Annotated in this window: 20 protein-coding genes; 17 read left to right on the top strand and 3 right to left on the bottom strand. The window is 61.3% G+C overall.

Annotated elements, in window-relative coordinates:
• The first annotated feature begins 594 nt into the window (after positions 1 to 594).
• From HMPREF2630_RS08770 to HMPREF2630_RS08755, 5 genes are all read left to right on the top strand, one after another.
• Positions 595 to 3,486 carry a Rib/alpha-like domain-containing protein gene (locus HMPREF2630_RS08770; protein ID WP_246822778.1) on the top strand — a complete coding sequence of 964 codons (2,892 nt, stop codon included), beginning with the start codon at positions 595 to 597 and terminating at the stop codon, positions 3,484 to 3,486.
• Positions 3,487 to 3,601: 115 nt separating this feature from the next.
• On the top strand, positions 3,602 to 4,015 hold the full coding sequence (locus HMPREF2630_RS09365) for an ArsR/SmtB family transcription factor (protein ID WP_083298925.1): 414 nt from the start codon (positions 3,602 to 3,604) through the stop codon (positions 4,013 to 4,015).
• 131 nt (positions 4,016 to 4,146) lie between these two features.
• Positions 4,147 to 6,180, top strand: coding sequence for a threonine--tRNA ligase (gene thrS / locus HMPREF2630_RS08760; RefSeq protein WP_070484562.1), 2,034 nt, complete (start codon positions 4,147 to 4,149; stop codon positions 6,178 to 6,180).
• 219 nt (positions 6,181 to 6,399) lie between these two features.
• Positions 6,400 to 6,909 carry an HXXEE domain-containing protein gene (locus tag HMPREF2630_RS09010; RefSeq protein ID WP_080975566.1) on the top strand — a complete coding sequence of 170 codons (510 nt, stop codon included), beginning with the start codon at positions 6,400 to 6,402 and terminating at the stop codon, positions 6,907 to 6,909.
• Between the two features lie 903 nt (positions 6,910 to 7,812).
• Positions 7,813 to 8,082, top strand: coding sequence for an aminotransferase (locus HMPREF2630_RS08755; protein ID WP_070484559.1), 270 nt, complete (start codon positions 7,813 to 7,815; stop codon positions 8,080 to 8,082).
• Positions 8,083 to 8,170: 88 nt separating this feature from the next.
• Here the strand turns inward: HMPREF2630_RS08755 and HMPREF2630_RS08750 are convergent, their stop codons facing one another.
• From HMPREF2630_RS08750 to HMPREF2630_RS08740, 3 genes are all read right to left on the bottom strand, one after another.
• Positions 8,171 to 9,178, bottom strand: a complete 1,008-nt coding sequence (locus tag HMPREF2630_RS08750; protein WP_070484556.1) for a GIY-YIG nuclease family protein — start codon at positions 9,176 to 9,178, stop codon at positions 8,171 to 8,173.
• Between the two features lie 185 nt (positions 9,179 to 9,363).
• On the bottom strand, positions 9,364 to 12,270 hold the full coding sequence (locus HMPREF2630_RS08745) for an FAD-binding and (Fe-S)-binding domain-containing protein (protein ID WP_070484552.1): 2,907 nt from the start codon (positions 12,268 to 12,270) through the stop codon (positions 9,364 to 9,366).
• 531 nt (positions 12,271 to 12,801) lie between these two features.
• Complete coding sequence (locus HMPREF2630_RS08740; protein ID WP_070484550.1) at positions 12,802 to 13,713, bottom strand: hypothetical protein; 912 nt, start codon at positions 13,711 to 13,713, stop codon at positions 12,802 to 12,804.
• A 231-nt stretch (positions 13,714 to 13,944) separates the two neighbouring features.
• Here HMPREF2630_RS08740 and HMPREF2630_RS08735 point away from each other — a divergent pair, with 231 nt between their 5' ends.
• From HMPREF2630_RS08735 to secD, 12 genes are all read left to right on the top strand, one after another.
• Positions 13,945 to 15,357 carry a potassium channel family protein gene (locus tag HMPREF2630_RS08735; RefSeq protein WP_246822777.1) on the top strand — a complete coding sequence of 471 codons (1,413 nt, stop codon included), beginning with the start codon at positions 13,945 to 13,947 and terminating at the stop codon, positions 15,355 to 15,357.
• A gap of 380 nt (positions 15,358 to 15,737) precedes the next feature.
• Positions 15,738 to 16,307, top strand: coding sequence for a hypothetical protein (locus HMPREF2630_RS08730; protein ID WP_070484547.1), 570 nt, complete (start codon positions 15,738 to 15,740; stop codon positions 16,305 to 16,307).
• 146 nt (positions 16,308 to 16,453) lie between these two features.
• Positions 16,454 to 17,026, top strand: a complete 573-nt coding sequence (locus HMPREF2630_RS08725) for an HIT family protein (RefSeq protein ID WP_049332458.1) — start codon at positions 16,454 to 16,456, stop codon at positions 17,024 to 17,026.
• Positions 17,027 to 17,188: 162 nt separating this feature from the next.
• Positions 17,189 to 18,322, top strand: a complete 1,134-nt coding sequence (locus HMPREF2630_RS08720; protein WP_070484544.1) for a hypothetical protein — start codon at positions 17,189 to 17,191, stop codon at positions 18,320 to 18,322.
• A gap of 99 nt (positions 18,323 to 18,421) precedes the next feature.
• Positions 18,422 to 19,705, top strand: a complete 1,284-nt coding sequence (locus tag HMPREF2630_RS08715; RefSeq protein ID WP_070484543.1) for a Mur ligase family protein — start codon at positions 18,422 to 18,424, stop codon at positions 19,703 to 19,705.
• Complete coding sequence (locus tag HMPREF2630_RS08710) at positions 19,705 to 20,472, top strand: type 1 glutamine amidotransferase (protein WP_049332453.1); 768 nt, start codon at positions 19,705 to 19,707, stop codon at positions 20,470 to 20,472. Before HMPREF2630_RS08715 ends, HMPREF2630_RS08710 begins: the two co-directional genes overlap by 1 nt.
• Positions 20,473 to 20,619: 147 nt before the next feature.
• Entirely contained in the window at positions 20,620 to 21,378 is a 759-nt protein-coding gene (locus tag HMPREF2630_RS08705; RefSeq protein WP_012903452.1) for a YebC/PmpR family DNA-binding transcriptional regulator, read from the top strand.
• A 279-nt stretch (positions 21,379 to 21,657) separates the two neighbouring features.
• Complete coding sequence (gene ruvC / locus HMPREF2630_RS08700) at positions 21,658 to 22,314, top strand: crossover junction endodeoxyribonuclease RuvC (protein WP_049343020.1); 657 nt, start codon at positions 21,658 to 21,660, stop codon at positions 22,312 to 22,314.
• Positions 22,315 to 22,537: 223 nt separating this feature from the next.
• Positions 22,538 to 23,158, top strand: a complete 621-nt coding sequence (gene ruvA, locus HMPREF2630_RS08695; protein WP_044150401.1) for a Holliday junction branch migration protein RuvA — start codon at positions 22,538 to 22,540, stop codon at positions 23,156 to 23,158.
• Positions 23,159 to 23,357: 199 nt separating this feature from the next.
• Positions 23,358 to 24,344: a Holliday junction branch migration DNA helicase RuvB gene (gene ruvB / locus HMPREF2630_RS08690; protein ID WP_192830500.1), complete on the top strand. Its 987-nt coding sequence runs from the start codon at positions 23,358 to 23,360 to the stop codon at positions 24,342 to 24,344.
• Positions 24,345 to 24,648: 304 nt separating this feature from the next.
• Complete coding sequence (gene yajC / locus HMPREF2630_RS08685) at positions 24,649 to 25,023, top strand: preprotein translocase subunit YajC (protein WP_049346390.1); 375 nt, start codon at positions 24,649 to 24,651, stop codon at positions 25,021 to 25,023.
• A 110-nt stretch (positions 25,024 to 25,133) separates the two neighbouring features.
• Entirely contained in the window at positions 25,134 to 26,837 is a 1,704-nt protein-coding gene (secD, locus tag HMPREF2630_RS08680; protein WP_049332445.1) for a protein translocase subunit SecD, read from the top strand.

The following is a 26,837-nucleotide window of genomic DNA, read 5'->3' as shown; positions in this document are numbered from 1 at the left end:
GGTAAGAAAAATTGCAGGGATGAATGATTAATCTGTGCGTAAGAGCGGGATTAGGGTGTAAAAACCTTCACCCTTTACCCCGATTTCACCCTCGTGCGAGTGGGTTCGAGGTGTTTGTGGCGGGGTGGCTGCGGGGGTGCAATGGGGCAGGAGTCCCAGGATGTGGCCAGGTGTGAGAAATTCAACATTTGTCATGTCGGGGGTCACGGTGGGCTTGTTTGGTGCACCATTTCGGGGAAGGGTGCGGATTTTTTGTTTTTCGTCGGGAGTTTCCTCTGACTAGGAGGAAGGCTTAGGCACTCCGGTGCAAATTCTTTTGAATCGAACACCGGTAAATACATTACAGTGCAGTGATAATTCACCCTGAACCTAAACCTTTAGCGACTATACGAGTGGTTGTTATCACATTCTCGTTTTGCGCTTACCCCTCGGGAATCGGTAGGGTATGGGGATTGTCTGAGAGTTTCCTGGGAATTCCTGCCAGTTTCTCGGGGGCATCGCAACGCACTCGCAGACGAATATTTCACTCACGTCCGTGTTTGTTCATACAAACGCACTCACTCAAACAAGCCGACACGAACGGAAGAAAAACGCATGACCATTACTGCACCCAAAAACCAGGTACAGAACCCCGCGGTAGCCACTGCTGAGGCCGCCGCGCAGAACTTTACGCAGGCCCTCGCGCTAACCTCCGCGACGGGTCTGGCCGCCGGCTCGGCGCAGAACGCGAACCCGCGCTTTGCCGGCCGCCGCCGTGCATCCCTCGCCGTTACCGCGGCACTGGCCACCGCCATCACCGGCGCCAACCTGCCGGCGACCTTCGCGGCTCCCGCCGCTTCGACCACCGAGTACGGCGCCTCCGATGGAACCACCTGCGTTGAGGCTGGCCAGAAGAACGTGCCGACCCTCGTAACCCTCACCTCCGTGGCACCCGGCCCCACCTGCTACTGGAACGACGACCCGGCCGCCCAGACCATCAACACCCTGGCACCGGTGAACTCGTCCCTGACTCGGGAAAACCTGATTACCACCGAGAACACCTCGCCCCTGAGTGGCAAGCTCGCCAGCGACTCCTTCGCCGCGCAGAAGCTCACCGGCACCGAAGCCGTTGCCCCCAACAGCAGCGAGATCAGCCGCACCTTCCTCGAGTACAGCGCAGACGCCGGCAACCACCCCGTCACCACCGCCATTAACGCGGGTACCGTCCGTAAGGACCGCTCCCAGACCGTTGGCGCCCACGAGAACATCCCGACCCTCGCGGTGAACTCCGCCAACCCGCACCAGGAGTACGTCGAGGTCGTCTCCCGCGATCAGCGCGTTAACGCCAAGGCCGAGAACAAGCGCATCCTGACCGGCGGCGTGCCGATTCCGGGCTGGCTGGCCGAAGACCACGGCCTCTCGGGTGACCAGTCCCTCGCCCTGTACGACGAGGCGACCGGCATCTGGCGTTCCTACTTCAAGTTCGTGAAGGACGCCGACGCCCAGACCTACACCAGCACCGCCCGTGTGCAGGTTGGCGGCGGCAACGCCTCCACCCCCAAGAGCGCCAAGATTCAGTACGAGACCGTGGGCCGCGGCAACGCCGGTCAGACCGTGACCATCAAGGCCCCCGTAAGCATCGACGTGAAGTCTGGCAACGCCCGCACCTCGTACCCGATTGCGCGCGGCGCCAAGTTCCGCCTGGCCAAGAACGTGCCCGGCGCGTCCATCAACGAGACCACCGGCGAGATTACCTACAAGGTGCCTGCAGGAACCCGCGGCACCGTGGATATTCCCGTGGCAGTGGACTACCCTGCGACCTACCACGTCTCCTCGGGCGGCTACATGCTCGCCAAGCCCAACTTCGAGGGCGTGGGCGAGGACAACTACTGGCTGACCCTCAAGAACGGCACCTCCTCGGTCGTGGGCATGGCCAACGAGCTCACCCAGATTGGCGTGGACGAGCTGAAGGCCGGCAAGATCAACCACATGGTCTCCATTACTGCCGCCGACTACGCCGCCATGAGCGCCTCCTTCCCCGCGAAGGGTACCGACGGCAAGCTGGACCTTTCCAAGTACCCGAACGCACCGCGTGCCGGCCAGCGTGGCTTCCTGCCCGCCAGCTTCGACGTGGAGGAGTTCCTGGCCAACACTGGCCACGCGGACGACCAGCTCACCCGCATGATCCTGACCGCGATGAAGGAATACGGCTTCATCCTGACGGACCACAACCTCTTCACCAACGCCTTCAACCTGGAGGCTCCCAGCTCCTACGCGCCCTACGCGCGCCAGGGTAAGAACGTGTACAAGGAAGACCCGCAGCTGGCCGCCATGTTCGCGAACTTCGTGCCCAGCGGCTTTACGGGCAACCAGTTCCCGTGGCAGCAGGTGCAGTGGATGCCGGTGAACTACACCGAGTCCGCAGAGAACGCCGCCCGCCGCGAGGGCCTGCAGGTTCCCGAGACGAACGCCGCCGCCGATGCGAAGGCCGCCACCGACAACGCGGCAGATAACGCCGCTGACAAGGATAAGCAGGGCGCCGCGGAGAAGATTGCACGCCCCGTGACCGCACGTAGCCTGCGCGTTCGCCGCGCCACCGTGCGCACCCCGGATGCGCCGCGCATCAGCGACGCCGACAGCCAGGCGACCGCGGTGAACCAGGCCTCGGGCGCCGTGAAGTTCAGCTTCCCCGCTGACTCCTACGGCAAGACCGGAACCGGCTCCGGCGTGATTTACCAGCCGGCAGAGCATCACGCCACCGTCTACTCGGGTGAAACCGCCGTGGCGCAGAGCGTGCACCAGAGCCACAAGGTCTCCCCGAACTACCGTTACGCCCGTGACTACAATTTCCAGGAAATCGAGCAGACCCCGAACTTCCGCCCCAGCCGCTGGGTGAACAAGGAGAAGGTCAACACCGCTGGTGGCCAGTTCTCCAGCGCTGAGACCGGTATTCGTTTTGCCTCCAACGGCAAGACCGGCACCTACTCGATTGATCTGAATACCCACGAGGTCACCGGCACCACATGGGACCTGCGTCGCGATAATGGTTCGAAGATTACTGTGAACCGCACCGGCAAGGCGCCCGCCCGCATGTCCGACGTGAAGGCGAAGAAGGGTGCCGCCGCGCAGCTGTACTCGATCCCGCTGAAGGTGCACGTTGTGGATAAGAACAGCCCGATTGCCCGCGAGGATTCGGTCTCGCTGTACTCGGGTACCACCCAGAACGTGGCGGTGCTGAACAACGACGAGGCTTCCTTCGGCGCGTTCAGCCGCGGTGAGACCGTGAAGAAGCTGGAGCTGCTGAACCAGCGCGGCCAGGTCGTCAGCTCCTACAGCGACGAGTACGGCACCTACCGCGTGGTGAACCTGCCCGACGGCACCCAGGGCATTGCGGTGACCGCCAAGTCGAAGCAGGGCTTCGCGCCGCTGGTTCGCTACCGCGCGGTGACCGACAAGGGCGTGAAGTCCTCCGAGGGTTACCTGCAGGTGGCAGTCGCTAACCGCTAGCCGGACGCACCAGCAGTATGAGCGCACATAGGGGAGAGGGGCACGTCAAGAAAGCACGCCGCGCAGGCGTAACTTCCTTGACGTGCCCCGCACCTGTACATAAGGTGAAAATACTATGACTAGCCACCACGAAGACCACCACGAAAATTCCGCCGAAGCTAACACCCACCACGCCGCCAACCACGCTACCGAGGCGCCCGCCTCCGCACCTCTTTTCGAGGGGAGCGGCCCCAAGGACTGGGAGGAGCAGTTCGGCCCGTCCGTGGCGATCTTCTCGGCGCTCGCGAACCCGCTGCGCCTGGCCATTGCGCACCACCTGGTGCACCGCCCGCACAGCGTGAGCGAGCTGCACACCTGCCTGGGCATTTCTCAGCCGCTGGCCTCGCATCACCTGCGCATCCTGCGTGAGGCGCACGTGATTGACCGCGAGCAGCACGGCCGCACCACGATTTACCGGCTGAAGGACCATCATATTAGTCACATTGTGACTGACGTTCACGAGCATACGCGTGAGCATCATGCGGACTAGTTCGCCCTCAAGCTGAGCGTTGCCTGGGAGCCGTTGTAAGATGGTGTGTGTCCGTGCACCAGTACAGTGCGGAATAGTATGCGCACCGGCGGCGCCCCGAGCGGCCGCGAGCGCCTGAGTTAAGGAGACTTATGTCTGCCGCTGATTCTTCAGCAATTGTTATTAGCGTTTCTGGTGAGGAGCGCGAGGTTACCGCGAAGACTGCCGCTGAGCTGTTCGCTGACGACCCGAAGATCGTTGTGGCACGCGTGAACGGCGTGCTGGTTGATCTCTCCCACGAGCTGTCTGCTGGCGATTCCGTTGAGCCGGTTTTCATTCACGAACCGGACGGTCTGAACGTGCTGCGCCACTCTGCCGCGCACGTGATGGCGCAGGCGGTGCAGGAGTACCGCAAGGACGCCAAGCTGGGCATCGGCCCGTACATTACTGACGGCTTCTACTTTGACTTTGATGTGGCTGAGCCGTTCACTCCGGAAGATCTGAAGAAGATCGAGAAGTCGATGATTAAGATCATCAAGTCCGGTCAGCTGTTCCGCCGCCGTGTGGTCACCCACGACGAGGCTGTCGCCGAGATGGCGAACGAGCCGTACAAGCTGGAGCTGCTCTCCCTGACCCAGGGCCCCGGTTCTGGTGCGGATGCTGCCGAGGGCGCATCCGTGGAGGTCGGCGAGGGTGAAATCACCATCTACGACAACGTGCACCCGAAGACCGGCGAGACCGTCTGGAAGGACCTCTGCCGCGGCCCGCACCTGCCGAACACCAAGCTGATCGCTAACGGTTACGCCCTGATGCGTGCCGGTGGCGCGTACTGGCGCGGTTCTGAGAAGAACCCCATGCTGCAGCGTATTTACGGTACCGCATGGCCGAGCAAGGACGAGCTGGTCGCCTACAAGGAGCGCATCGCTGAGGCGGAGCGCCGCGACCACCGCCGTCTGGGCCGTGAGCTGGACCTATTCTCCTTCCCGAAGACCATTGGCCCCGGCCTGCCGGTCATTCACCCTAAGGGTGGCGTGATTAAGCGCGAGATGGAAGACTACGTGCGCACCCGCCACATTCAGGAAGGCTTCCAGTACGTCAGCACCCCGCACATTTCGAAGGAAGACCTGTTCTACACTTCCGGTCACCTTCCGTACTATGCGGACGGCATGTTCCCGCCCATGGAGCTGGACAACGGTCATTACCGTCTGAAGGCTATGAACTGCCCGATGCACAACGAGATTTACCGTTCTCGTGGCCGTTCGTACCGTGAGTTGCCGCTGCGTTTCTTCGAGTTCGGCACCGTGTACCGTGACGAGAAGTCCGGCGTGCTGCAGGGCCTGACCCGCGTGCGCATGATTACCCAGGACGACTCGCACTCGTACGTGACCAAGGAGCAGGCACCGGACGAGGTGCGTCACCTGCTGAAGTTCATGCTGAGCCTGCTTGAGGACTTCGGCATGACCGACTTCTACCTTGAGCTGTCGACCCGCGACACTGAGGGTGATAAGAAGGATAAGTTCATCGGTACTGATGAGCAGTGGGAAGAGGCTACCGCGGTTCTGGAGCAGGTTGCGAAGGAGACCGGCCTGGAGCTCGTTCCGGATCCGGGTGGTGCTGCGTTCTACGGCCCGAAGATTTCGGTTCAGGCGAAGGATGCGATTGGCCGTACCTGGCAGATGTCGACCGTGCAGTACGACTTCAACCAGCCGAGCCGTTTCGGTCTGGAGTACCAGGCTGCTGACGGCACCGTGCAGGAACCGGTCATGATTCACTCGGCGAAGTTCGGTTCGATTGAGCGCTTCCTGGGCGTGCTGACCGAGCACTATGCGGGTGCGTTCCCGGCGTGGCTGGCACCGGTTCAGGTGATTGGTGTGCCGGTGGCTGAGGCGTTCAACGACTACATGACTGAGATCGCGGATAAGCTGCGCGCGCACGGTGTGCGTGTTGAGGTGGATTACGGTTCGGACCGCTTCACGAAGAAGATCCGTACTGCGTCTACTGAGAAGGTTCCGTTCATTCTGATTGCTGGCGGTGAGGATGCGGAGCACGGCGCTGTTTCGTTCCGTTTCCGCGGCAACAGGCAGGAGAACGGTGTGCCCGTGGATGAGGCTGTGGCACGTATTGTGGAGCATATCCGCAACCGCGTGAACGAAGACCCCAAGCCCAGCACTGAGGGTGCTGAGTAAGGGCTTAGGCTTCTAACCTAGCTATATAGAAAACCACCCCCTTTGCGGCGACAAGCTGCGGAGGGGGTGGTTTCTTTGTGTATTCTAAAAAGAGGAGTGTTCCAGTCTAAAATTTTTCACCACGGTCTTATAATTGAAATGATGATTATATTTGAAAAATAATAACGGCAAGGAATTATTTGGTCTATGTAATTAAATCTAGATATTTAGAAGGTGAAAGTGGAAGTAAATCTGTGGTTGTTTCCTGTTATTTTTATGGTCCATGAGATGGAGGAGATAGTAGGTTTCAGGGTATGGTTTGAAAAAAATCTTGACCTAATAGAAAAATATAGCATCCTTCGAAAATTGTATAGAAACTTCAGTACTGAAGGGTTTGCGGTTGCGGTTCTTGAAGAATACGTGATATGTATTGCGGTGACCTATGTGGCTACAATATGGAAAATGTATGTAGTGTGGATAGGTGTGTTTATCGCATTCTTGATACATTTATTAATTCATATAGCGCAAAGCATCGTAGTAAGGAGGTATATTCCGTCGCTAATTTCAAGCATTGTACTTTTTCCGGGTAGTGTTTATTTAGTATATAGTTCCGTTGAATATTTGGGGCTTACTTTTGAAAGTATAGTTGCAGCATCCATTCTGTGTGTAATTTTAATGTTTCTAAATTTGATATTTGTTCACTGGATAATGGGGGTAGTGACTCGTAAAATTGATAATAAAACACAATGAAAAGATGTAGCACGAAACAACCGTCAGATTCCTCTCAATTTTGGCGATTTTCTCGATAGATCAATATTATGTATACTGTAGATATTTAATATAGCCCTGAAATGGCGTATCGCCGTTGATTATTGAGGGAGCACGAGCGTATGAAGTCGAATAAGTATGTTCCTGTTGGGATGCTGTTCTTGATCCTGGCAATTATCTTGAATGTAGTGTCAAATGTCAGCGACCTGGTGCTTGGAATTCTCTACGGCATCTCAATAGCAGTATTGGTTATTGGACTATTTAATAGTCGAAAATAAGTGCTGCAACTGAGAAAAGGGGGCTGGGGGTCTTCCCAGTTTGGCCGCTCAGCTGGGAGTAGCTGCATGGAGCTGCCGAGGTGAATTATAAGCAACCAAGGAGGTATATTATGAAAAGTATTATTTTTCAGAGCATAGGTGCTTTTATCCTCGTATTTTCTCTTTCCTGTCTGTTCTTGACAGTGATTCAGGGAATGGGAAATCTTTGTTCACCAAACGTTCTTATGATTTCCTTAGGTATGGGTTTGGCATCGGCTACCATGTACTTCTTTGCATTCAGGAATCATGACTAGTCAACCGTGCTATCTTAAAACATCTTAGAGGTAGGGCTATTGTCAGCCCTACCTCTCTTTTGTGTGTCTGTGCCATATGGTGTGTCTACGGTAGCGCACTAGGGTTCGTTTGAAATCCTGTACTCGCACCTAGTTGTTCCCAATCTTTTTGCGCGACGGCGGCGGTCAATCACGGTGCTTGCGCGGGTATACCTGTGCCTTCGCTATTACATAGTCGAAGAGAACCGACCCCTGAATAGTATTATGGAAAGCAACGCCGCTTACGAAGAAGCAACAGCCTTTATCGTAGAAGGTGCATTTGAAAGGATTGAAGAATGGCAAGCATCGAAGTGATGAAAGAACGAGCTCGCATCGCGGGACGCTTCAACCTGTCTGCCCGCCGCAATCCGGAACATCAGGCACTCGTTGCGCTCGCTGCACAGAAGGCGGGAGGGGAGTGCCACGTTATCCCTGTTGCTCCCGGCGAAGATGAGGCTGACGTACTCGGCCGTGCACGCAAGGTTGCGGGCGGTAAACCGGTCATTATCGTGACCGAAGCTGACGGGGAACTTTGCGCCCGCCTCTTCGAGAGCGAGAGCAATTAGGCTGGGTAATCCTAAAACTACCAGAAGACCCGGCGGGTACTACAGAAGTAGTATCCGCCGGGTCTTCTCATACACAGCACACAGGGGATTAGTTCTGAGAACCGTCAAGGTTCTGCAGGAACACACCCAGCGAAATGTTCGGATCAGTTTCCAAAACCCAATCCGCATTACCGCTCGAAGCGCCGCCCAGAACAAAACGGGAAGCAGCAGACTGGCTTGTAAACTCAATCGGTTTCACAATCTTCAAACCATCCAGGTGACCGGCGGCAACCTGCTCAGCGCGGGTAACTTCCAAAGCCTCCAAATCCTTCAGATAGCGCGCCTCGGCCTTCTTCGGTGCACGCACCGGCAGAAGCTCACCCTCAAATACTTCAACGCCCACACGAGTACCAGAGATATTGACAATCCGCGCGCGAGCCGGATGCTTCAACTCCTTGCGCTTAATGCGGAATACTGCATCAGCCAAAGCGGCAGGGAGTTGAGCTTCTTCCGGCTGAGAAATAGTAGAAGAATCATCAGCCGGTGCATTCGCTGTTACCTCTGTACCCGTCGACTTAGCCTTCTTCGGGGTGATGGGCTCAAACATGCGGTGACCACTCGCGCGTAGCATCAGTAGAACTTCAAGGACGAGGGAACGCAGAATTGCTTTCTTCACTTTTGCGATATTTCCGGCGAAGGGGATAATGCCATTCTCCAGACGATATCTGCCAACCTTCTGAGCCTCACGACAGAACGCGCTTTCCAGGTAGTTCAGTTCCGTCGCTTCCCAAGAATTGTCGGTGGAAGTAATCAGATACGCGGTATCCCAGAAATCCTTAGAGCGGTCATGCTCACGAATACGGCCTATCAGCCCATTTCCATTCAGGCGTTTTGCCGCCTGGCCAATATACAGGCGGGGGTCGTTTGCTGAGGAATTCGTGAGGAAGTAGATACCGGAGAAATGCAGTTCCTCTTCGTTTTTGTATTTCTCAAGCAGAGTGCGGGGGAGCTTATCAATCGTGATGTTTCGGTTATAGAGCTGGTAAGTAACACGCTCTACAACATCACCCTCCCAAAGAGTTGTGTATAGCTGAACAGTAGTTGGAGTGATAGACACGGTGCTCCTTCGCTGCCGTTGTGAGTGAACAATCGAGATGAGACCCTCATAGGGGTCCTGACTAGCAATAATACAGGGTTATCGATTCCTGCGAGATACTTTAAGTCATCAAAAAGACCCGGCAGGCTATCCATCAGATAGCCCGCCGGGTCCCTTCTTTCGTCAGCTTATGCGCTCAACCCTAATTAGCGGGTGGTGCGTTCCAGCAGCTGCAACACGTTCTGGTAGCTGTGGCCGGTCGCCTCCGTCATACCCTGCTCACAGGTGCGGTTAGCCGAAATGTATGCGGCGAACTGCTTCTGCTCGCTCAGCTCGGCAGCCTCCGCCTCCGTAGCGCTCGCCGTCAGCTCGGGGTGCAGCATACCGCGGTCACCCGCGTAACCACAGCAACCCCAGTGCTTCGGCACATACACGTCGTCACTCATCGCGTTCGCAATCTTCTCAAACGCAGGCTGAGTGCCCAGGTGAGTCATGGAGCAGGTCGGATGCAGAGCAACCGACGGCAGGGGAGCAGACACAGTCAGCTTGTCCAGCATGTTGTCGGCGGCGAACTGCACCGCGTCGTACATGCGCAGACGCGAGAAGTCCGGCTCACCCGGCTTCAGGCCGTTCACGATCTTGTGCTCAAGCGCCTTAATAACCTTCTCGCGCATCACCTCAAGGCCCTCAGTACAGGACGAAGCGTCACACACGACCGGCAGGCGGCCACCGTCAGTAGCCTCCCACAGGGACTTCAGCACACGGTCGCTCATGATCGAGTAGCCGTCGGTGAAGCCCTTCGACTTCCACGGGGTAGCACAGCACATCTCACCAATGTTGTCCGGGATGCGGTACTTCACGCCGGTACGCTCGCACAGGCGGATGAACGCCTGAGTTGCGTTGACCGGGTCGTGCTTGCCGTCGCCGTCCACGCCGCCGAACATGGAGTTCACGCAGGCGGGGAAGAACACGATCTCAGCGGTTGCGTCCTTATGCGGCTTACGTGCCGGGCCACCAACCGGCAGGTCCTTCTTGTAGGAAGGAACCATGTCGTCACCCATGACCTTACGGGCAATATTGGTGGTGCCGTGCACCACGGGGAACGGCAGCTTCTTCGCCACAGTCAGCGACTTACCGGCAACCTTATCCATGATGCCCCACTGCTGCGCGGCGATCTTCCAGCCGGTAGCGGCCAGCTTGTCCTGGTTCTCAGAACGCAGGCGGCGAATCAGGTCACCGGTGTTGATATTCACGGGGCAGCGGGTCTGGCACATGCCGTCCACTGCACAGGTCTCAATGCCGTAGTACTCGTACTCCTTACGCAGGCGCTCAGCGAGCTCGTGGTCGCCGTTCGCCTCAGCGGCGGCAATCTCACGGCGCAGCACAATACGCTTACGGGGGGTCAAAGTCAGGTTACGGGAGGGGCAGACAGGCTCGCAGTAGCCGCACTCCACACAACGGTCGACTTCTTCCTCAACGGTTTCGGCGACCTTCAGATCGGTCACGTAGTCGGTGCCCGGCTCAACCAGCAGAACGCCCGGGTTCATGAAGCCCTTCGGGTCGATGAGGCGCTTGATCTGGCGCATCACGTCGAAGAGTTCCTCACCGAACTGGCGGCTCACAAACGGAGCCATGATGCGGCCGGTACCGTGCTCAGCCTTCAGCGAGCCTTCGTTGCCCAGAATCAGCTGAACCATTTCTTCGGTGAACTCGCGGTAGCGGTCCAGCTGCTTCGGGTCGCGGAACTGCTCGTTCAGCATGAAGTGGATGTTGCCGTCCTTCGCGTGACCGAAGATCACGGAATCCTTGTAGCCGTGCGAGTCGAACAGCTTGGTCAGGTCGCTACAGGTGTTACCCAGAACCTCAACAGGAACAACCACGTCTTCAAGCAGTGCGTTCGTGCCGGAGCGGCGGTTACCCGCCACGGTGGTGTACAGGCCGCGACGTGCTGCCCACAGGGCGTTACGCTCAGACAGCTTGCTGGTCATCGACACCGGCGAAGCCACCGGCAGGCTCTTAAACATGGGGGCTGCGGTGGCGGCAAGGTCGCTCAGCTCCTGCTCGGAGTTGCCCTGGAACTCAACCAGCAGGGCGGCGTGGTCCTTCACGTCGATGGCGGCGAGCGCCTCCGCAGCCTGACCGGTACGCTGAGCCACACGAATACTGGTGGCGTCCATCAGCTCGACAGTCGCCAGCTTGTTAGCAACCAGCTCGGGCACGGAGCGCGCCGCATCAATCAGGTTGTTGAACACCAGCAGGCCGGTGGAAATGTTCTTCAGAATCGGGCGGGTGCGGTAGGTTGCCGAAGCAACAAAACCGAGGGTACCTTCCGAACCGATCAGCAGGTGCTGCAGAATGTCCACGGGGGTCTCAAAGTCGACCAGGGAGTTCAGGCCGTAACCCATGGTGTTCTTCATGGAGTACTGCTGGCGAATCTTCGCCATGGATTCGGGGTTCTCGGTGACGCGCTTACGCAGGCGCAGCAGGCCCTCGTGAAGTTCAGGTTCGAGGGAGCGCAGCTTCTGATCGGCGTCCGGTTCGGCGGTGTCAATGATGGTGCCGCTGGGCAGCACGAACACCATGGAGTCCAGGGTGTTGTACGTGTTGTAGGCGGTACCCGAAGACATGCCGGAGGAGTTGTTCGCAACCACACCACCGACGGTGCAGGCGGACCAGGATGCCGGGTCGGGGCCGAGCTTGTAGCCGTAGGGCGCCAGGTAGTTGTTGACCATCATGATGGTCGCGCCGGGCTGCACGCGCACCTTCTTGCCGTCTTCAAGGACCTCAATCTTCTTGAAGTGGCGGCGGGTGTCGACCATGAGGCCGTCGCCGCTGGACTGGCCGGAGAGGGAGGTGCCGCCGGAGCGGAAGGTGAGCGGCAGGCCGAGGTCGCCGGCTGCGCGGAAGATGTTTGCGACGTCTTCGGCAGAGTCAGGGCGGACCAGGCCGGCGGGCACGAGCAGGTAGTGGGATGCGTCGTGTGCAATAGCGAGGCGTTCGAGTTCGGAGACGCTGGATTCGACTGCCTCGGCGCGCGCATCGGAGAGTAGGCGCTTGAGGGTGTCCTCGTAGGGGGACTTGAGTGCTTCGGACGTGTTTGACACAACGGTCATAATCTTGAGCTTCCTTACTGGTGAAGAGCGTAATGCTGTCCTTGTATCCAGTATCTTCCTTTGAACCCCGTCTTTTCTTCTTAGCGTTGGCTAAGCTTGGAGACTATCTGTCACTATATGGGGCGCCGGGTATGCGCCGGGCAGTAATATGGTTTTCCCTTGTATCTATTGGCATCCCGTGGGTTTTTGCGTGCACCCGGGGGAGGTGCCTACGCCGCATATGGACCGATTCGGATTTTTTAGATTCCACCCGCCGGACGCTGTAACAATTCGGCAGGCAACGGCCATCGCGCTTTCGGGGCGCAAACTGGGTGCGAGCTGAGAGGGCGAAGCCCAGAATGAGAGGTGTTTTCTCCTTCGGTTCGCGGCGCTACAAAGCGGGGGAGTAGGGAACGGAGAGTGGTAGGTATCAACGGTTTAAAAAGCGCGTTAAAAAACGCGGGGCGGAAAGCTGCCTGCCTTCCGCCCCGCGCCGGTGCCCCCCCTGCCGCAGGGGGTGAAAGATTTAGGACTCGTCGAAGAAATCCTCGTCTACGCGCGGGAGCTCAGCGTCGTGAGGGTCCAGCGGGCCGATGCATCCGAGGCCACCACACCGCACAGCAGCGGCGATTTACCCGCCGCGCGCACCCCCAGATCATCCAGGAAAACACGACCGCCGGAGGGCACGCTCCGCTCCTGGCGAGTGGTCCCCGCGCAGTACACCCGAATCGGTGCGTCCGAACGGTTCTCCACGGCGGCAGAACTCGTTCGGCCCGTCGCATCGTGAACAAAACCTCGCGTGCCCTGCTGAACAATATCGCCCGAAGACAGCGTCTGGCTCACGAGTGCCAGGCCCTCCGGGGCGGTCAGCTCGCCAGAAGAATCAACGCCCAGCGAGCGCACCGACACCACCCACTGCGCGTCATCGGCCAGGTTCGAGGTGGAGGCAGTCACCCGCGTCGCGCTCAACGACACCCCGGAACCACTCGCGCTCGCGGAAGGAGCCTCCGCGGTATTGCGAACCCACACGCCGCCCATTTCACCCGACTCACCCGCCGGGAACTCCATCGAGGTCCCACCCTCATCGCGTAGGGAAACGCGCATGGGGGCCGTCGGCTCGCCGCGCCGCTCAAACTCAATATAGGAGTACGAGCCGGCACCCGAGGGGCCCTCGAACACGGCCTCATCGACGGGGCCTCGACCCGAGAACAGGCGGTAGCCCTCACGCTCCTCATTAACGGGGGCGACCCCGCGGCTGACCGCAAGCGAACCGTCCACGCTGGCCGAGGCCGAGGCGGAAGAATCGGCGTTCGGCGTGGCGCACCCGCTCAGGGGCACGACGAGGGCCGCGGCCAGGGTCAGCGCGATGCCGCGGGTCCGTGCACGGCCCCCGTGCAGGCCGTGCACGGGAAGACCCGAGGGCGTGGTGGGAAAGGCGGGGGAGAGGAAGCGTGAAGGGGTCATGGGGCACTCCGGTGTGGACTCATGGGCGGAAGATATCGGCGGTGCGCGCTCGCAATTTCTGTGGATGCACGCATCACACATTGTGCCAGTTTTGTGCATATGGTGCAACGAAACCTCGCCGCGTCGGTACCCGCAGAATCAACCCCGCGGGCCTGCCAATGCACTCGGGGACGCTTGGGAACGCTTCGGGACACTCGGAGGCGCTCCGGGGCCCAAAGGGCGCAGAGTATCATGTCTCTTATGGATAGGACGGCACAGAATCAGGCACAGGACCCCGCGGACAACGACGCGTACGATCCCGCGCGGGACGAAGACTATGAAGAGGTAGTCGAAGAGTACGCCACCAGCGACGAACCCGACGGCACGCACCGCGAGGAGCGTCGCATCACCCGCACCACGCATCACCCGCGCGGCAAGGGCGACCAGAAAGCTGGCACTCCGAATACGGGCTCCCCGAAAGCAGGCACTCAGGGCAACCCCGATGATGCCGCCGAGATAATCGATGCGGGCGAACCCGAAACGCACACCACGACCATTCGCACGGTCACCCGCACCGTCACGGACCCGCCGCGTCGCACTCCGCGAACCCGCCTCTTCCGCACGCTCAGCAAGTACCGCGGCGAGAAGAACCTGGCCGCGTGGGAAGACCGCACTTCCACGCCCATGTTCGTGGCGTCCGTGCTGTACCTGCTTGCGTTCGCCGCGCCCATCATGAGCACGCGTATTCAGGAGCCGTACGACGGGTACCTCAACATCATTCAGATGATCCTGTGGGGCCTATTCGCCGCCGACTACTGCATTCGCCTGTACTTGGCGCCGCGGCGACTCTACTTCATCACGCATAACCTGATGAACCTGGCGATTGTGCTGCTGCCCGCGTGGCGTATTGTCAGCTTCCTCTCCATGATTTATATGACCGCCAACCGCCAATATAAGAGGCTCTCAGAGCTGGCGGTGAAGCTCTTCGGATACACCGCGATCTTCATCATCATGTTTGCCCTGTCGATCTATTCGGTGGAGTCCTCCGAGCCGGGCGCGATGATTCGTGACCTGCCCACCGCCTACTGGTGGATGTTCACGACCCTCGCCACGGTCGGCTACGGAGACGTTTACCCGGTCACCGGTATCGGCAGGGTCATCGCCGTGATCGTCATGCTGTACGGCGGGGGCTTGGTCGCGGTTGCTACCGGTGCGCTCGCGAGCTGGATTATCGAGAAAATCGGGGGAGTGGAGGAGCAAGAGCACCCCGCCACCAAAGCTGACGTGGACGACCTTCGCCTGGAGATTGCGGAGCTTCGGGCGCTACTGGCCCGCGAGTATGCACGTCGCGATAACCCGGCCTACACGCTTCGGGAGGTGGTGGACGAGGACGGTATTCACCCGGTACCCGCGGCGACGGATGCGCCCGCCGCTGGTTGGGGTGGCGGTTCGGGAGCTGAAGACCCGAGTGAAGAGTGGGCTGGATTCAGTCGCCGGGTTGCGGCTGACCGCGCTGACTCTGGTGCCGAGGCCGGTCGTGCCACCGGCAGCGAGGTTGCGGTGCGCGAGGATGCGTCCGAGCAGGAGCCCGTGGCCCTGCTGGAGGAAACCCGCCAGACCTTCACGATTATTCGTGAGAAGTTCTCATTCCGTTCCCGCAAGTAGCTTCGGGAGGCCCTGTTTCGAGGGGTTTGGGAGGGTACGAGCAGGTGCTCCCCTCAAAACGTATCGAAGCACCTTGAACGCACTTAATCCAACGGTAAGCAACATTTAATTTACAGCGCATCAAACCCTCATTGTGGCCGCGAGACACCCCGGATGGTTAGCTCGAAACTATTCCCCAAAAAGTCAAAACGTGAGGAAACTATCACTCAAGATGCCTAGTAGGTCTACACAATAGGTCACCACTGCGGATACACTATCTACGTGCTGGCGTACGAAGACACCCTGTAGCCCGCGTGCTACGGGGTGTTGTTTTATGTTCGTTTCGTTCCGGCATGCACTCACAACTCTCACTCAAACACTCATATCAATGGGAGCAATCCGTGGCTTCTAAAACCACTCTGGGCGTGCTGGCTCTGACCGGTGCGCTCACCCTGGGCATGTGCGCCTCCGCAACGGCCGGCGCTTCTAGCTCATCGAATGGTGCATTCCTGGCCGCCCGAACGGTCACCGTCGATGACGCCTCGTTCGCCTCCGCTCGTGCCACCCCGTCCGGCGCGGCAACCTCGGAAATTCAGATTATCTCCGAGGTTCCCTCCTCCAGTTCCGAGACCTACGTTCCGCGCGATGACGCATCGCAGACGGAGAGCACATGGCTGCAGCTCGGTGATACCGAGAACTACGTGGCTGCCGTGGTGCGCGGCAATAAGATCACCGTGACCTACCACCTCAACTATGAAGAGATGGCCACGGTCGTCTGGGTCGGAACCTTCGAGGCCGGTCAGGGGGATTACAGCTGGACCTCGGTCGGCGACCGCCGAACGATGGACAGCAACCCGCTGGCATCTTCGGAATCCGAAAAGGAATTTGCGGTGCGCGACGGCATGCTGACCTTCTCTCTCACCTTCCGCGGTGAGACTCGCACGGTGCAGCTGACGAAGTTCGAGGGCTAGGGCCCGTAGCGTTGAGGGGCGCCGGTTTCGTTCTTGTGGACGGGACCGGTGCCCCTTTTAGCTTCTGCCGCGGGGCCTCTGCCGACCCATGCTGCCGACCCGTGGACGCCCCTGGTAGGAACGTGAAAACGCTATAGAATGGGACTATGAGCGAGAACACGACCCCCGAGACCGCCGCACCCTCGGTGCAGGATTCCTTCGAGCTACCCGGCGCACCCGACCAGTTCCAGCGCCTGTGGACCCCGCACCGCACCGCCTACGTGAGCGGCGGGCAGAAGGACTACACCGAAAAGACCTGCCCGTTCTGCACCGCCCCCGGCCGCAGCGACGAGGAGTCTCTAATCGTGCACCGCGGCGAGCACGCCTTCGTGATTCTCAACCTCTACCCGTACAACCCCGGGCACCTGCTCGTGTGCCCGTACCGCCACATTCCCTTCTACGACGATGCGACCGAGGCGGAAACCCTTGAGATTGCGCAGCTGACCCAGCTCGCCATGAAGGTTCTGCGCGAGGTTTCGCACAACGACGGCTTCAACATTGGTATTAACCAGGGCAAGGTGGGCGGCGCGGGAATTGCCGACCATCTGCACCAGCACATTCTGCCGCGGTGGAGCGGCGATACCAATTTCCTGCCGATTATTGCCCAGACCAAAACCATGTCGCGCACCCTGGACGACATGCGTTCGGCGCTCGCGGAGGGGTTCGCCCGCCTGAGCTAGGCCGGCATGCTTGAGGTAGGGCGGCCCAACCTTTCTAGGCTCTTTTCTACGCCCTCGGGCTCGCGGCGCTTTGAGAGCGTTCTTTCGCGGCGCCCCGCCGGGCCGGCTCTTTGCCGCTCTGCAGCGCTTCTCGGGCCGTTCAAACCGCTAGAGTTGATAGTCATGGATTACCCCAATCTGCTTGAGAACGCCTTCCTCGAGAACACCCTCGACGGTGCCGAGGCCTGCCCCACCGAACCTGCCGCCGGCGTTGGCGGCGAAACCGCTCCGCGCGCCCTCGTGTGGCGGCAGCTGCGCTGGGTGGACCGCCGCCCCGTACTCGAGCTAGAGGACATCAAGGCCGAACCGGGCCAACCCGGACCGAACGGGGCCGGCCCCGCGGAAGCCGAATTGCCAGCGCGCCCCGCGGGCCGACGCCTCCGGGTGCCGCTAACCCCCGGGGCTTACCTGGGTCTGCGCGTGGCCCTCGACGCATCCGGCGCGCCGTACCGCTTCTGCTCCGGCTACACGACCGGCTCAACCGACCCCGGCACCCCCGGAACCCGCCGTCACCCGTGCCCCGAGGCCGCCCGCATCGACCGGGGCCAGCAGTGCCCCCGATGCGCCGCCCGCGACGAATTCATCGCCCTGCACAGCGCGCACCTTTACCCCGGAACGCTCACCGACTCCATGCGCGCCTACGCCATGCTGGAGCACCGCCTCTACATCGCCACGTTCCCAGACGGTACCCACAAGGTCGGCACGAGCTCCCTGACCTCAACCCCGCGACGCCTCGACGAGCAGGCCGTCGCCACGGTCACCTACATTGCGCTTGCCCCGGACGGGCTGACCATACGCCGCGCCGAGGATGCCGTGACCGCCCTCGCCGGAATCGGCCAGGTCAAACAGGTGGCGAGCAAGTACCGCGCCTGGACGCATCCGCTCCCGGGTGCTCAGCTGCGCGCCGCCCACGAGGATGCGGTGGCCCGCGCCCGCGCCGCCCTCACCGAGTTCCTGGCGAGGGAGCCCGACCTGCAGCTATCCGCCCTGGACGAGCCGTGGGTTCCCTCCCTGGCGATGAACCGCCCGTACGCGGCCCTGCGCGCGCGCAACCCGGAACCGCTCGCACCGTGCGACTCGACGTTGGACGGTAGTACGGCCGGGTTCTTCTGCACGGGTGCGGCGGGCCAGTTTGTGAGCGCCCACGTGGGCGATCCCGACGCCGCGTTCCTCGTCAACACCGCCGAGTGGCGCAACCTGCTGGTGGTTCCCGACCGGGGATTCACGCGGGTGAGGGTGCAGGGCTCGCTCTTCTAAAGTCGCCCGCCCGGCAGGGTTCAAACCCGCCGCGGTCCGTTTTGGCTTGAGCGAACGCCCCCGCCGCACCCTTCAGCGGCACCGTGCGCGTGTACTAAAATGGTAAGCATGTCCAAACCCCTCATTCGCCTTCTGGGTCAGGGCGTGCGCTACGCGACTAAGCTTCGCGGTGGCGGCTCCGCGTTCCCCGGCCTCGTCATGGAAAAATTGCACCCGCAGTTCGTAGCCGAAGAGCTCGCGAAGCTGCCCTACGGCGTGGTCGTCGTCTCCGGCACGAACGGTAAGACCACCACCACGAAGATGGCCGTTCAGCTGCTCGAAGCGCAGGGCCTGAAGGTCTTCACCAACCGCACCGGCTCCAACTTTGTGCGCGGTGTGGCCGCCGCCCTGCTGGGTGAGATGACCCTCACCGGCAAGCTTGAGGCCGACATCGCCGTGCTGGAGCTCGACGAGGCGCACGCCGTGCACTTCGTCAAGGCCGTCAAGCCCGACTATGCGCTACTGCTGAACGTTCTGCGCGACCAGCTGGACCGCTTCGGCGAGATTGACACGACCCGCCGCATGCTCGCGACCGTGGCCGCCGCAACCACCAACACCGTGGTGCTCAACCGCGAGGACCCGCGCATCCGCTCCCTCGCCGAGAACGTGCAGCCGGGCGTGAAGGTCAACTACTACGGCCTGGCCGAGTCCCTTCGCTCGTACTTCCCCTCGGATGATGAGATGCGCGGCGGCACTGTCGCGAAGCAGTCTCTGCCCAATGCCGACGTTACCCTCACCGCCTTCTCCGGCACCTCCGCAACCTTCGATGTGGCGGGTGTGGAGCGAGTCGGTGAGATTAACCTGTACGGCATTTACAACATCTTCAACGCGGCTGGCGCTATGGCCCTGACCCGCGCCGTCATGGGCGAGAAGCTCGATGAAGATAAGCTCATCGCAGAGTTGGCGAAGATTACTCCCGCCTTCGGTCGCGGTGAGACCCTGAACGTGAACGGCCGCCCGCTGCAGCTGCTGCTCGTGAAGAACCCCAGCGGCTTCCGCCTGTCCCTGGCCAGCGCGAACGCTGACGACTACGCCACCATGATTACGATTAATGACCAGTACGCTGACGGTCGTGACGTGTCTTGGCTGTGGGATGTTGACTTCGACGGCCTGCGCGGCACCGGCGTGCAGATGGTCTCGGGCGTGCGCGCCTGGGATATGGCGCTACGCCTGGAGCACGACGGCGTGAAGGTCGGCGAGGTCGACGAGAACCTGGCCGATGCGCTCAAGCAGTTCATCGCCTCCAGCGGGGATGCGCCCATGCGTATCTTCTGCACCTACACCGCCATGCTGGCCCTGCGCGAGGAGCTGGCAAAGATTACCGACGTTGAGAAGGTCTCATAATGACGGCAACCCACACTTTTGAGGGCACCCCGGCGCCCGGCCCGAACAACGGCAAGACGCTGCGCATCGTGCAGCTCTACCCGCTGGATATGAACATCTACGGTGACTGGGGCAACACCCTGGCGCTGGCCCGCCGCGCGCAGGCACACGGCTTCGACGTGCAGATTCTGGACCACAACCCCGGCCAGCCCTTCCCCGAGGATGTTGACATCATCCTCGGCGGCGGCGGCCAGGACTCCGGCCAGTCCGTGATTCAGGACGACCTGCACGCCATCGGCGGCACCCTGCGCTCGCTGGCCGAGGACGGCGTGCCCATGCTCGTCATCTGCGGCCTGTACCAGCTGTTCGGCAAGGAATTCCGCACCCGTGAGGGCGAGGTGCTCAAGGGCATCAACATCTTCGATGCGCACACGGTCGGCGGCGACGAACGCCTGATTGGCAACATCGTGGAGGAGTCCGAAGAGTTCGGCACCGTCATCGGTTTTGAGAACCACTCGGGCCTGACCTACCTGGGTTCCGGATGCACCCCGCTGGCTACCGTGACCAAGGGCGAGGGCAACAACGTGACGGACTCTTACGAGGGTGCACGCGTGCACAACGTCATCGGCACCTACCTGCACGGCTCGCTGCTGCCGAAGAACCCGAAGATTGCGGACTACCTGATTGAGCAGGCCGCAATTCGTCGCTTCGGCGAGTTCACTCCGAACGCGATTGACGACTCGCTGGTGGAGAAGGCGCGCGCCTCGGCCGCGTCTCGCCCCCGCTAGCGGTTCACTGACGTGCTATTCCGGGCGCTGGCGTGCACTCTAAGAGGTGGTGTGCGCCTCCGCTACGGTATAGTTGATTGAGTTATAGTACAGTGCGCGGGGCGTTTCGCCGTGCCCGCGCAGAGGTTTTGACTAAGGGAGATACGAATGTCGGGTCACTCTAAATGGGCGACTACTAAGCACAAGAAGGCCGCTATCGACGCCAAGCGCGCGAAGGCTTTCGCGAAGTTCATTAAGGCTATTGAGGTTGCGGCACGTATGGGTGGCGCCGATATCGCCGGTAACCCCGCTCTTGACCTTGCTGTGTCGAAGGCGAAGAAGAACTCCGTCCCCAACGACAACATCGACCGCGCTATCAAGCGTGGCGCCGGCCTGACCGGTGAGACCATCGACTACACCGAAATCATGTACGAGGCACGCGGCCCGCAGGGTACCGCCCTGTACATCGAGTGTCTGACCGATAACCGTAACCGTGCAGCGTCTGAGGTTCGCCTGGCCGTGACCCGTAACGGCGGCACCATGGCTGACCAGGGTTCGGTTGCGTTCCTGTTCGAGCGCAAGGGCGTTGCTGAGGTCACCAAGACTGACGGCCTGACCGAGGACGACGTTCTGATGGCTGTTCTGGATGCCGGCGCCGAAGAGGTCCTGGACGAGGGCGATATCTTCACCGTCATCTCCGCACCTACCGACCTGCCCGAGATTCGTAAGGCTCTGGACGAGGCCGGCCTGGAGTACAACAACGACGACCCGGTCTTCCGCCCGACCATGCAGGTCGACCTGGACGCCGAGGGCGCCAAGAAGTTCCTGAAGCTGGCAGACGCCATCGAGGAACTGGACGACGTGCAGAACGTCTACTCGAACGCTAACGTCTCTGACGAGGTTGCTGCTCAGCTGGAAGCCGAGTAGTCACCGCCCGAGCGCGCCACTTCTGAGCGTGCACTGAAGCCACTTCCCGGCCGGCCCACCGCGCGTGGACCCGGCGGGAGGTGGCTTTTGAACGTTATGCCGGTCGGCGCCCGGCCTAAACGCCCGGCCGTGCTCCGGCTGGCGGCCCCGCGAACTGCGGTATCGCAGACTTTACCCCGCGAAGGCTCCGCGAAGACCCAGTGAAGACCCCGCGAACTTTGGAAAGCGAACTGTGGAAGGAAAGCACACGTGAACGCTGCATCCGCCGCGCGCGATAGCATGCGCGAAAACCATACGGTCGCCGCCGTGGACCGCGTGCCGGGGGCGACCCGCATCATGGGCGTGGACCCCGGCCTCACGCGCTGCGGCTTCTCAATGCTCGACATGACCGCCGACCGTAAGGCGCACTTCGTGAACGTGGGCGTGGCGGGTACCGACCCGGCCCGCACGCTGGACCAGCGCATCCTCTGGATTTTCAACGCGGCCTCGCACTGGCTGGACACCTACCGGCCCGACGCCCTAGCGATTGAGCGCGTCTTTGCGCAGGAGCAGGTGAACACGGTGATTGGTACGGCGCACGCCTCGGGCGCGGTGATTTCTGCCGCGGCGATGCGCGGCGTGCCGGTGTTCTTCCATACGCCCTCCGAGGTGAAGGCGGCGGTGACCGGTAGTGGCCGCGCGGATAAGGCCTCGGTGGGTCGCATGGTGACCCGCATTCTGGGCTTGAACGCCATGCCGAAGCCCGCGGACGCGGCCGACGCGCTGGCCATCGCCATCTGTCACGGCTGGCGCGGCGGCGGCATCGGCTCAGGTATTAACATGTCGGCGCAGACGCAGACGCACCAGGGATCGCGGCCCGCGAAGGCTCGCCGTGCGGGTTCGCTGACCCCCGCGCAGCGCGCCTGGATGGAGGCGGAGGCTAAGGCCCGCCGCTAGGGGTGCCGACTCGTTACCCTTCGAGCAAACCCCTTCGAACGTACCGGGAGCTGGATTCGCTAAAGAATTCGAATATCCCTTGATTTCAGAAGAAATATTCTAATATACTGATAGTATCTTCCCGTGGCATACCCGCCGGCCCCGATGCGCGCCGGCGGCACAGCAGGCCGCGGGGGAGTGCAGTATCGTTCGCCCCGGCGCGGGGCATTGAAAGGTGGAGAGAATGATTGCATCACTGACCGGCCGCGTGGCCCAGGTGGGGCTTGACCACGCGGTGATTGACGTTAATGGTTTCGGCATGCTGGTGCACGCCACCGCACGCACTCTCTCCAAGCTGCGCACGGGGGAGGAGGCCACCGTGCTGACCACCATGATCGTGCGCGAGGAATCCATGACCCTCTACGGTTTTTCGGAACCGGCCGAGCGTGAGGTCTTTGACATGATGCTCTCGGTCTCGGGCATCGGCCCTCGCATCGCCCTGGCGGTGCTGAGCGTGCACACCGCCGCGGAGGTGGAGCGAGCCGTGGCCACCGGTGACGACAAGGCCTTCACGAAGGTTCCGGGCATCGGCCCGAAGGGTGCCCGCCGCATCGTGCTGGAGCTTGCCGGCAAGCTGATTCTGAGCGACGGCCAGACCGACGAGCTGCCGCTGAGCCAGGGCATCGTGTGGAAGCCGCAGGTGCTGGATGCGTTGACCTCCCTGGGCTGGAGCGAGAAGGACGCCTCCGCCGCCATCGACGCGTACGTGAAGCACAATCCCTCCGCCGAGAGCGAGCCGGTGGGCGTGGCTCTGCGCGGTGTGCTCGCATCCCTGGGTACGCAGAACACGGTGGGTCGCCACTAGGGCCGCTCGCCGAGCCCTTGGCTGACCCCGGCCGATTTTGGCGCGCCCGTTACCTCGCGCCTCATTCACTCCACGAAAGAAGAATTTTATGACCCAGAACCCCTACGATTCGCAGGCCGCGGTATCCCCGGTTTCCGGCGGGTATTTTCCCGGTCAGGTGCCCGGCGTCCCGGGTGCGCCCGCGCAGCGCCTGGTCGCAATGGAAGAAGAGCCCGAAGAGAAGATGATTGAGGCGGCCCTGCGCCCCAAGTCCCTGGACGACTTCGTGGGTCAGCGCCGCGTGCGCCAGCAGCTTTCCCTCGTGCTGGAGGCCTCGAAGATGCGCGGCCGCAGCGCCGATCACGTGCTGCTTTCGGGCCCTCCCGGCCTGGGTAAGACCACCCTGGCCATGATTATTGCGGCCGAGATGGACGCGCCCCTGCGCATCACCTCCGGCCCCGCGATTCAACATTCCGGGGATTTGGCGGCGATTCTGTCTTCGCTGACCCCCGGCGAGGTGCTGTTCCTCGACGAGATTCACCGCATGAGCCGCCCGGCCGAGGAAATGCTCTACATGGCGATGGAAGACTTCCGCGTGGACATCGTGGTGGGTAAGGGTGCCGGCGCGACCTCCATCCCGCTGGAGCTTCCGCAGTTTACCCTGGTGGGCGCAACAACCCGCGCGGGTCTGCTGCCCGGGCCTCTGCGCGACCGCTTTGGCTTTACCGGTCACCTGGAGTTCTACTCGGTTGAGGAGCTGGAGCTGGTGCTGCGCCGTAGCGCCGGCCTGATGGACATGCAGATTACCTCCGAGGGCTTCACCGAGATTGCGGGTCGCTCCCGCGGCACACCCCGTATCGCGAACCGCCTGCTGCGCCGCGTGCGCGACTGGGCCCTGGTGAACGGCGTGGACCGCATCAACGCGCGTGATGCCGCGACCGCCCTGGACATGTACGAGGTAGATTCGCGCGGCCTGGATCGCCTGGACCGCGCCGTGCTGGAATCGCTCATCCACAAGTTCGGCGGCGGGCCGGTTGGCCTGTCCACCCTCGCCATTGCGGTGGGGGAGGAGACCGAGACCGTGGAGACCGTGGCGGAGCCCTACCTGGTGCGCGAGGGCCTGATTGGTCGCACCCCGCGCGGTCGCGTGGCCCTGCCCGCGGCCTGGGAACACCTGGGTCTGGAGGCCCCCGAGATTCAGCTCTAGAGCCGCACCGGCCAAGACATACAGCAAGTAGCCCGTGGGAGGTATCGCCCCTCCCGCGGGCTCTTCTACGCGTTCGCAACAGCTCTTCTGCAGGCTCTGTCGGCGTCGCCAAGCCCTGCCGACGACATAAAATTACGCCACGGGCTGGACAAAACTCAGGTAAACCTCACAAAAACGCTGGTTCGGTGCGCTAAAGCTCCTGCTCTCGCGTAGGATGGATACGTACTGTATCTACGATTCCACGCCTTTTAGCACGCTCAACCCGCGCGGTGAGCGGTGCAGGTGCGGATGTGAAAGTGAGACCATGGATTTTAACCTCCTGATTATGATTGCCATGATGGCGTTCCTGGCATGGATGATGTTCTCCGCCCAGAAGCGTCAGCGTAAGCAGATGGAGGAACTGCGTGCAATGCAGCAGTCTCTCGTCCCCGGCACTCAGGTTATGACCGGTTCCGGCTTCTACGGCACCGTCGTCAGCACCGATTTCGATGACAATAAGATTCAGCTGGAGCTGGCTAAGGGCGTTGTTATCACCGTGGCGCTGAACGCAATTATGAGCGTTGTTGAGGACGAGGCCCCCGCCGCACCCCTGACCGAGGACGTCGAGCCGGCATCCGCGGAATCTCAGGTTCCCGCGGAAGGCGGCGTCTCCGAGGACTCCTCGAAGACCGCCCAGTAACTTAAGACCGAACGACCCGGCGCCGCGCACCCGGCGTCGGGTTTTCGCGTCCGCTAAGGAATCTGTAGAACACCAAATCTACACACGAAAATACTCATAGAAGGAACATTATGGCTAAGCGTTCACCGCTTGCAGCCGCGCGAGGGGCGCTCCTCTCGATGGTCCTGCTCATGGTTGTGATGGCTGCCGGCATCTTCGGCAGCACCTACTCGGGAGGCTCCTGGGCGCCGAAACTGGCCCTGGACCTCTCGGGTGGTACGCAGATGATTCTCTCCCCGAAGGTCAATGGATCATCGGACGGGAACGTTACCCAGGAGCAGCTGAACCAGGCGGTTGAGATTATTCGTCAGCGCGTTGACGGCGCCGGCGTGTCTGAGGCGGAGGTCACCACCTCCTTCGGCTCGGGTAACAACGTGGTCGTCTCGGTTCCCGGCACGATTAGCTCCGAGACCCGTCAGCTGATTCAGGCATCCGCAAATATGACGTTCCGCCCGGTCCTGGTGGCCGGTGAAGGCGCCGCGGTTGCCGAGGGATCCCGCACCGCGGACGACAAGCTACCCAAGCCGACCGCCGAGCCGACCGACGGTTCGGACCGCAACTGGATTACCGCCGACCTGTACAAGCAGTACGAGGCGAAGGACTGCACCGCGGCCCGCAACGAGGACACGGATAGCGCCGACCCGACCAAGCCGATGGTGGCCTGCTCCGCCGACGGCAAGGAGAAGTACATCCTGGGTCCCGTGGAGCTGAACGGTAGCGATATTTCTACCGCGAGCCACACCCAGGAGACCAGCGGCCAGGGCGTAACCACCGGTCGCTGGGCTGTGACCATTCAGTTCAACGATGCCGCCCGCGAAAAGTTCCAGAACATCACCTCCCGCCTGAACGCGATTCGCGCCCAGAACTCTTCTGATGCGCGTGCTCGCTTCGCGATTATGCTGGACGGCAAGGTGCTGTCCGCCCCGATTTCGCAGGCCGTGATTTCTGACGGTAAGCCGCAGATTACCGGTAACTTCACCGAGCAGGAGGCGAAAGCTCTCGCCGACCAGCTCAAGTATGGCGCCCTGCCGATTAGCTTCACGATCCAGTCGGAGCAGCAGATTTCTGCAACCCTGGGTTCGGAGCAGCTGCGCGTGGGTCTGCTGACCGGCCTGATCGGTCTGCTGCTGGTGTTCATCTACTCGCTGTTCCAGTACCGCCTGCTGGGCTTCGTGACGATTGCGTCGCTGGTGGTTGCCGGCATCATTTCGTACGAGGCGATCGCCCTGCTGGGTTGGGCCCTGAACTACCGCCTGTCCCTGGCCGGTGTGGCCGGTCTGATCGTGGCGATTGGTGCGACGGCCGACTCGTTCATCGTGTACTTTGAGCGTATTCGTGATGAGATTCGTGCGGGCCGCACGATTCCCTCGGCCGTGAACCACGGTTGGAAGCGCGCATCCCGCACGATTCTGGCCTCGAAGGCCGTGAACCTGCTGGCCGCCGTGGTGCTGTACGTGGTGTCTGTGGGTTCGGTGAAGGGCTTCGCGTTCACGCTGGGCCTGACCGCAATCGCCGACCTTCTGGTGGTGTACCTGTTCACCCACCCGGCGCTGACCCTGCTGGCGAACACCCGCTACTTCGGCGAGGGTCACCGCCACTCGGGCCTGTCGCCTGAGTCGCTGGGTTCCACGCCGCTGTACCGCGGTGCCGGTCGCATCCGCACCCCGGAGGAGAAGCAGCTGAGCATCGCCGAGCGTCGCCGTGCGGAACGTGCGGCTGAGGAGTCGGCCTCCGACGACGCTGCTTCCGCTTCGGACGAGAAGAAGGAGAGCTAG

This window comes from Rothia sp. HMSC072B03, from assembly GCF_001809565.1.
In the GTDB taxonomy this organism is placed as follows: domain Bacteria; phylum Actinomycetota; class Actinomycetes; order Actinomycetales; family Micrococcaceae; genus Rothia; species Rothia mucilaginosa_A.
The sequence above is the reverse complement of the archived record's forward strand: the minus strand, read 5'-3'. Positions and strand labels throughout refer to the sequence as shown.

Coding starts and splice junctions, on each gene's coding strand:
- HMPREF2630_RS08735 (WP_246822777.1), top strand. CDS start 13,945: ATGTCTCTTATGGATAGGACGGCACAGAATCAGGCACAGGACCCCGCG.
- HMPREF2630_RS08715 (WP_070484543.1), top strand. CDS start 18,422: ATGGTAAGCATGTCCAAACCCCTCATTCGCCTTCTGGGTCAGGGCGTG.
- thrS (WP_070484562.1), top strand. CDS start 4,147: ATGTCTGCCGCTGATTCTTCAGCAATTGTTATTAGCGTTTCTGGTGAG.
- HMPREF2630_RS08745 (WP_070484552.1), bottom strand. CDS start 12,270: ATGACCGTTGTGTCAAACACGTCCGAAGCACTCAAGTCCCCCTACGAG.
- HMPREF2630_RS08725 (WP_049332458.1), top strand. CDS start 16,454: ATGAGCGAGAACACGACCCCCGAGACCGCCGCACCCTCGGTGCAGGAT.
- ruvA (WP_044150401.1), top strand. CDS start 22,538: ATGATTGCATCACTGACCGGCCGCGTGGCCCAGGTGGGGCTTGACCAC.
- HMPREF2630_RS08740 (WP_070484550.1), bottom strand. CDS start 13,713: ATGACCCCTTCACGCTTCCTCTCCCCCGCCTTTCCCACCACGCCCTCG.
- ruvC (WP_049343020.1), top strand. CDS start 21,658: ATGCGCGAAAACCATACGGTCGCCGCCGTGGACCGCGTGCCGGGGGCG.
- HMPREF2630_RS08755 (WP_070484559.1), top strand. CDS start 7,813: ATGGCAAGCATCGAAGTGATGAAAGAACGAGCTCGCATCGCGGGACGC.
- HMPREF2630_RS09365 (WP_083298925.1), top strand. CDS start 3,602: ATGACTAGCCACCACGAAGACCACCACGAAAATTCCGCCGAAGCTAAC.
- ruvB (WP_192830500.1), top strand. CDS start 23,358: ATGGAAGAAGAGCCCGAAGAGAAGATGATTGAGGCGGCCCTGCGCCCC.
- HMPREF2630_RS08705 (WP_012903452.1), top strand. CDS start 20,620: ATGTCGGGTCACTCTAAATGGGCGACTACTAAGCACAAGAAGGCCGCT.
- HMPREF2630_RS08720 (WP_070484544.1), top strand. CDS start 17,189: ATGGATTACCCCAATCTGCTTGAGAACGCCTTCCTCGAGAACACCCTC.
- secD (WP_049332445.1), top strand. CDS start 25,134: ATGGCTAAGCGTTCACCGCTTGCAGCCGCGCGAGGGGCGCTCCTCTCG.
- HMPREF2630_RS08710 (WP_049332453.1), top strand. CDS start 19,705: ATGACGGCAACCCACACTTTTGAGGGCACCCCGGCGCCCGGCCCGAAC.
- yajC (WP_049346390.1), top strand. CDS start 24,649: ATGGATTTTAACCTCCTGATTATGATTGCCATGATGGCGTTCCTGGCA.
- HMPREF2630_RS08770 (WP_246822778.1), top strand. CDS start 595: ATGACCATTACTGCACCCAAAAACCAGGTACAGAACCCCGCGGTAGCC.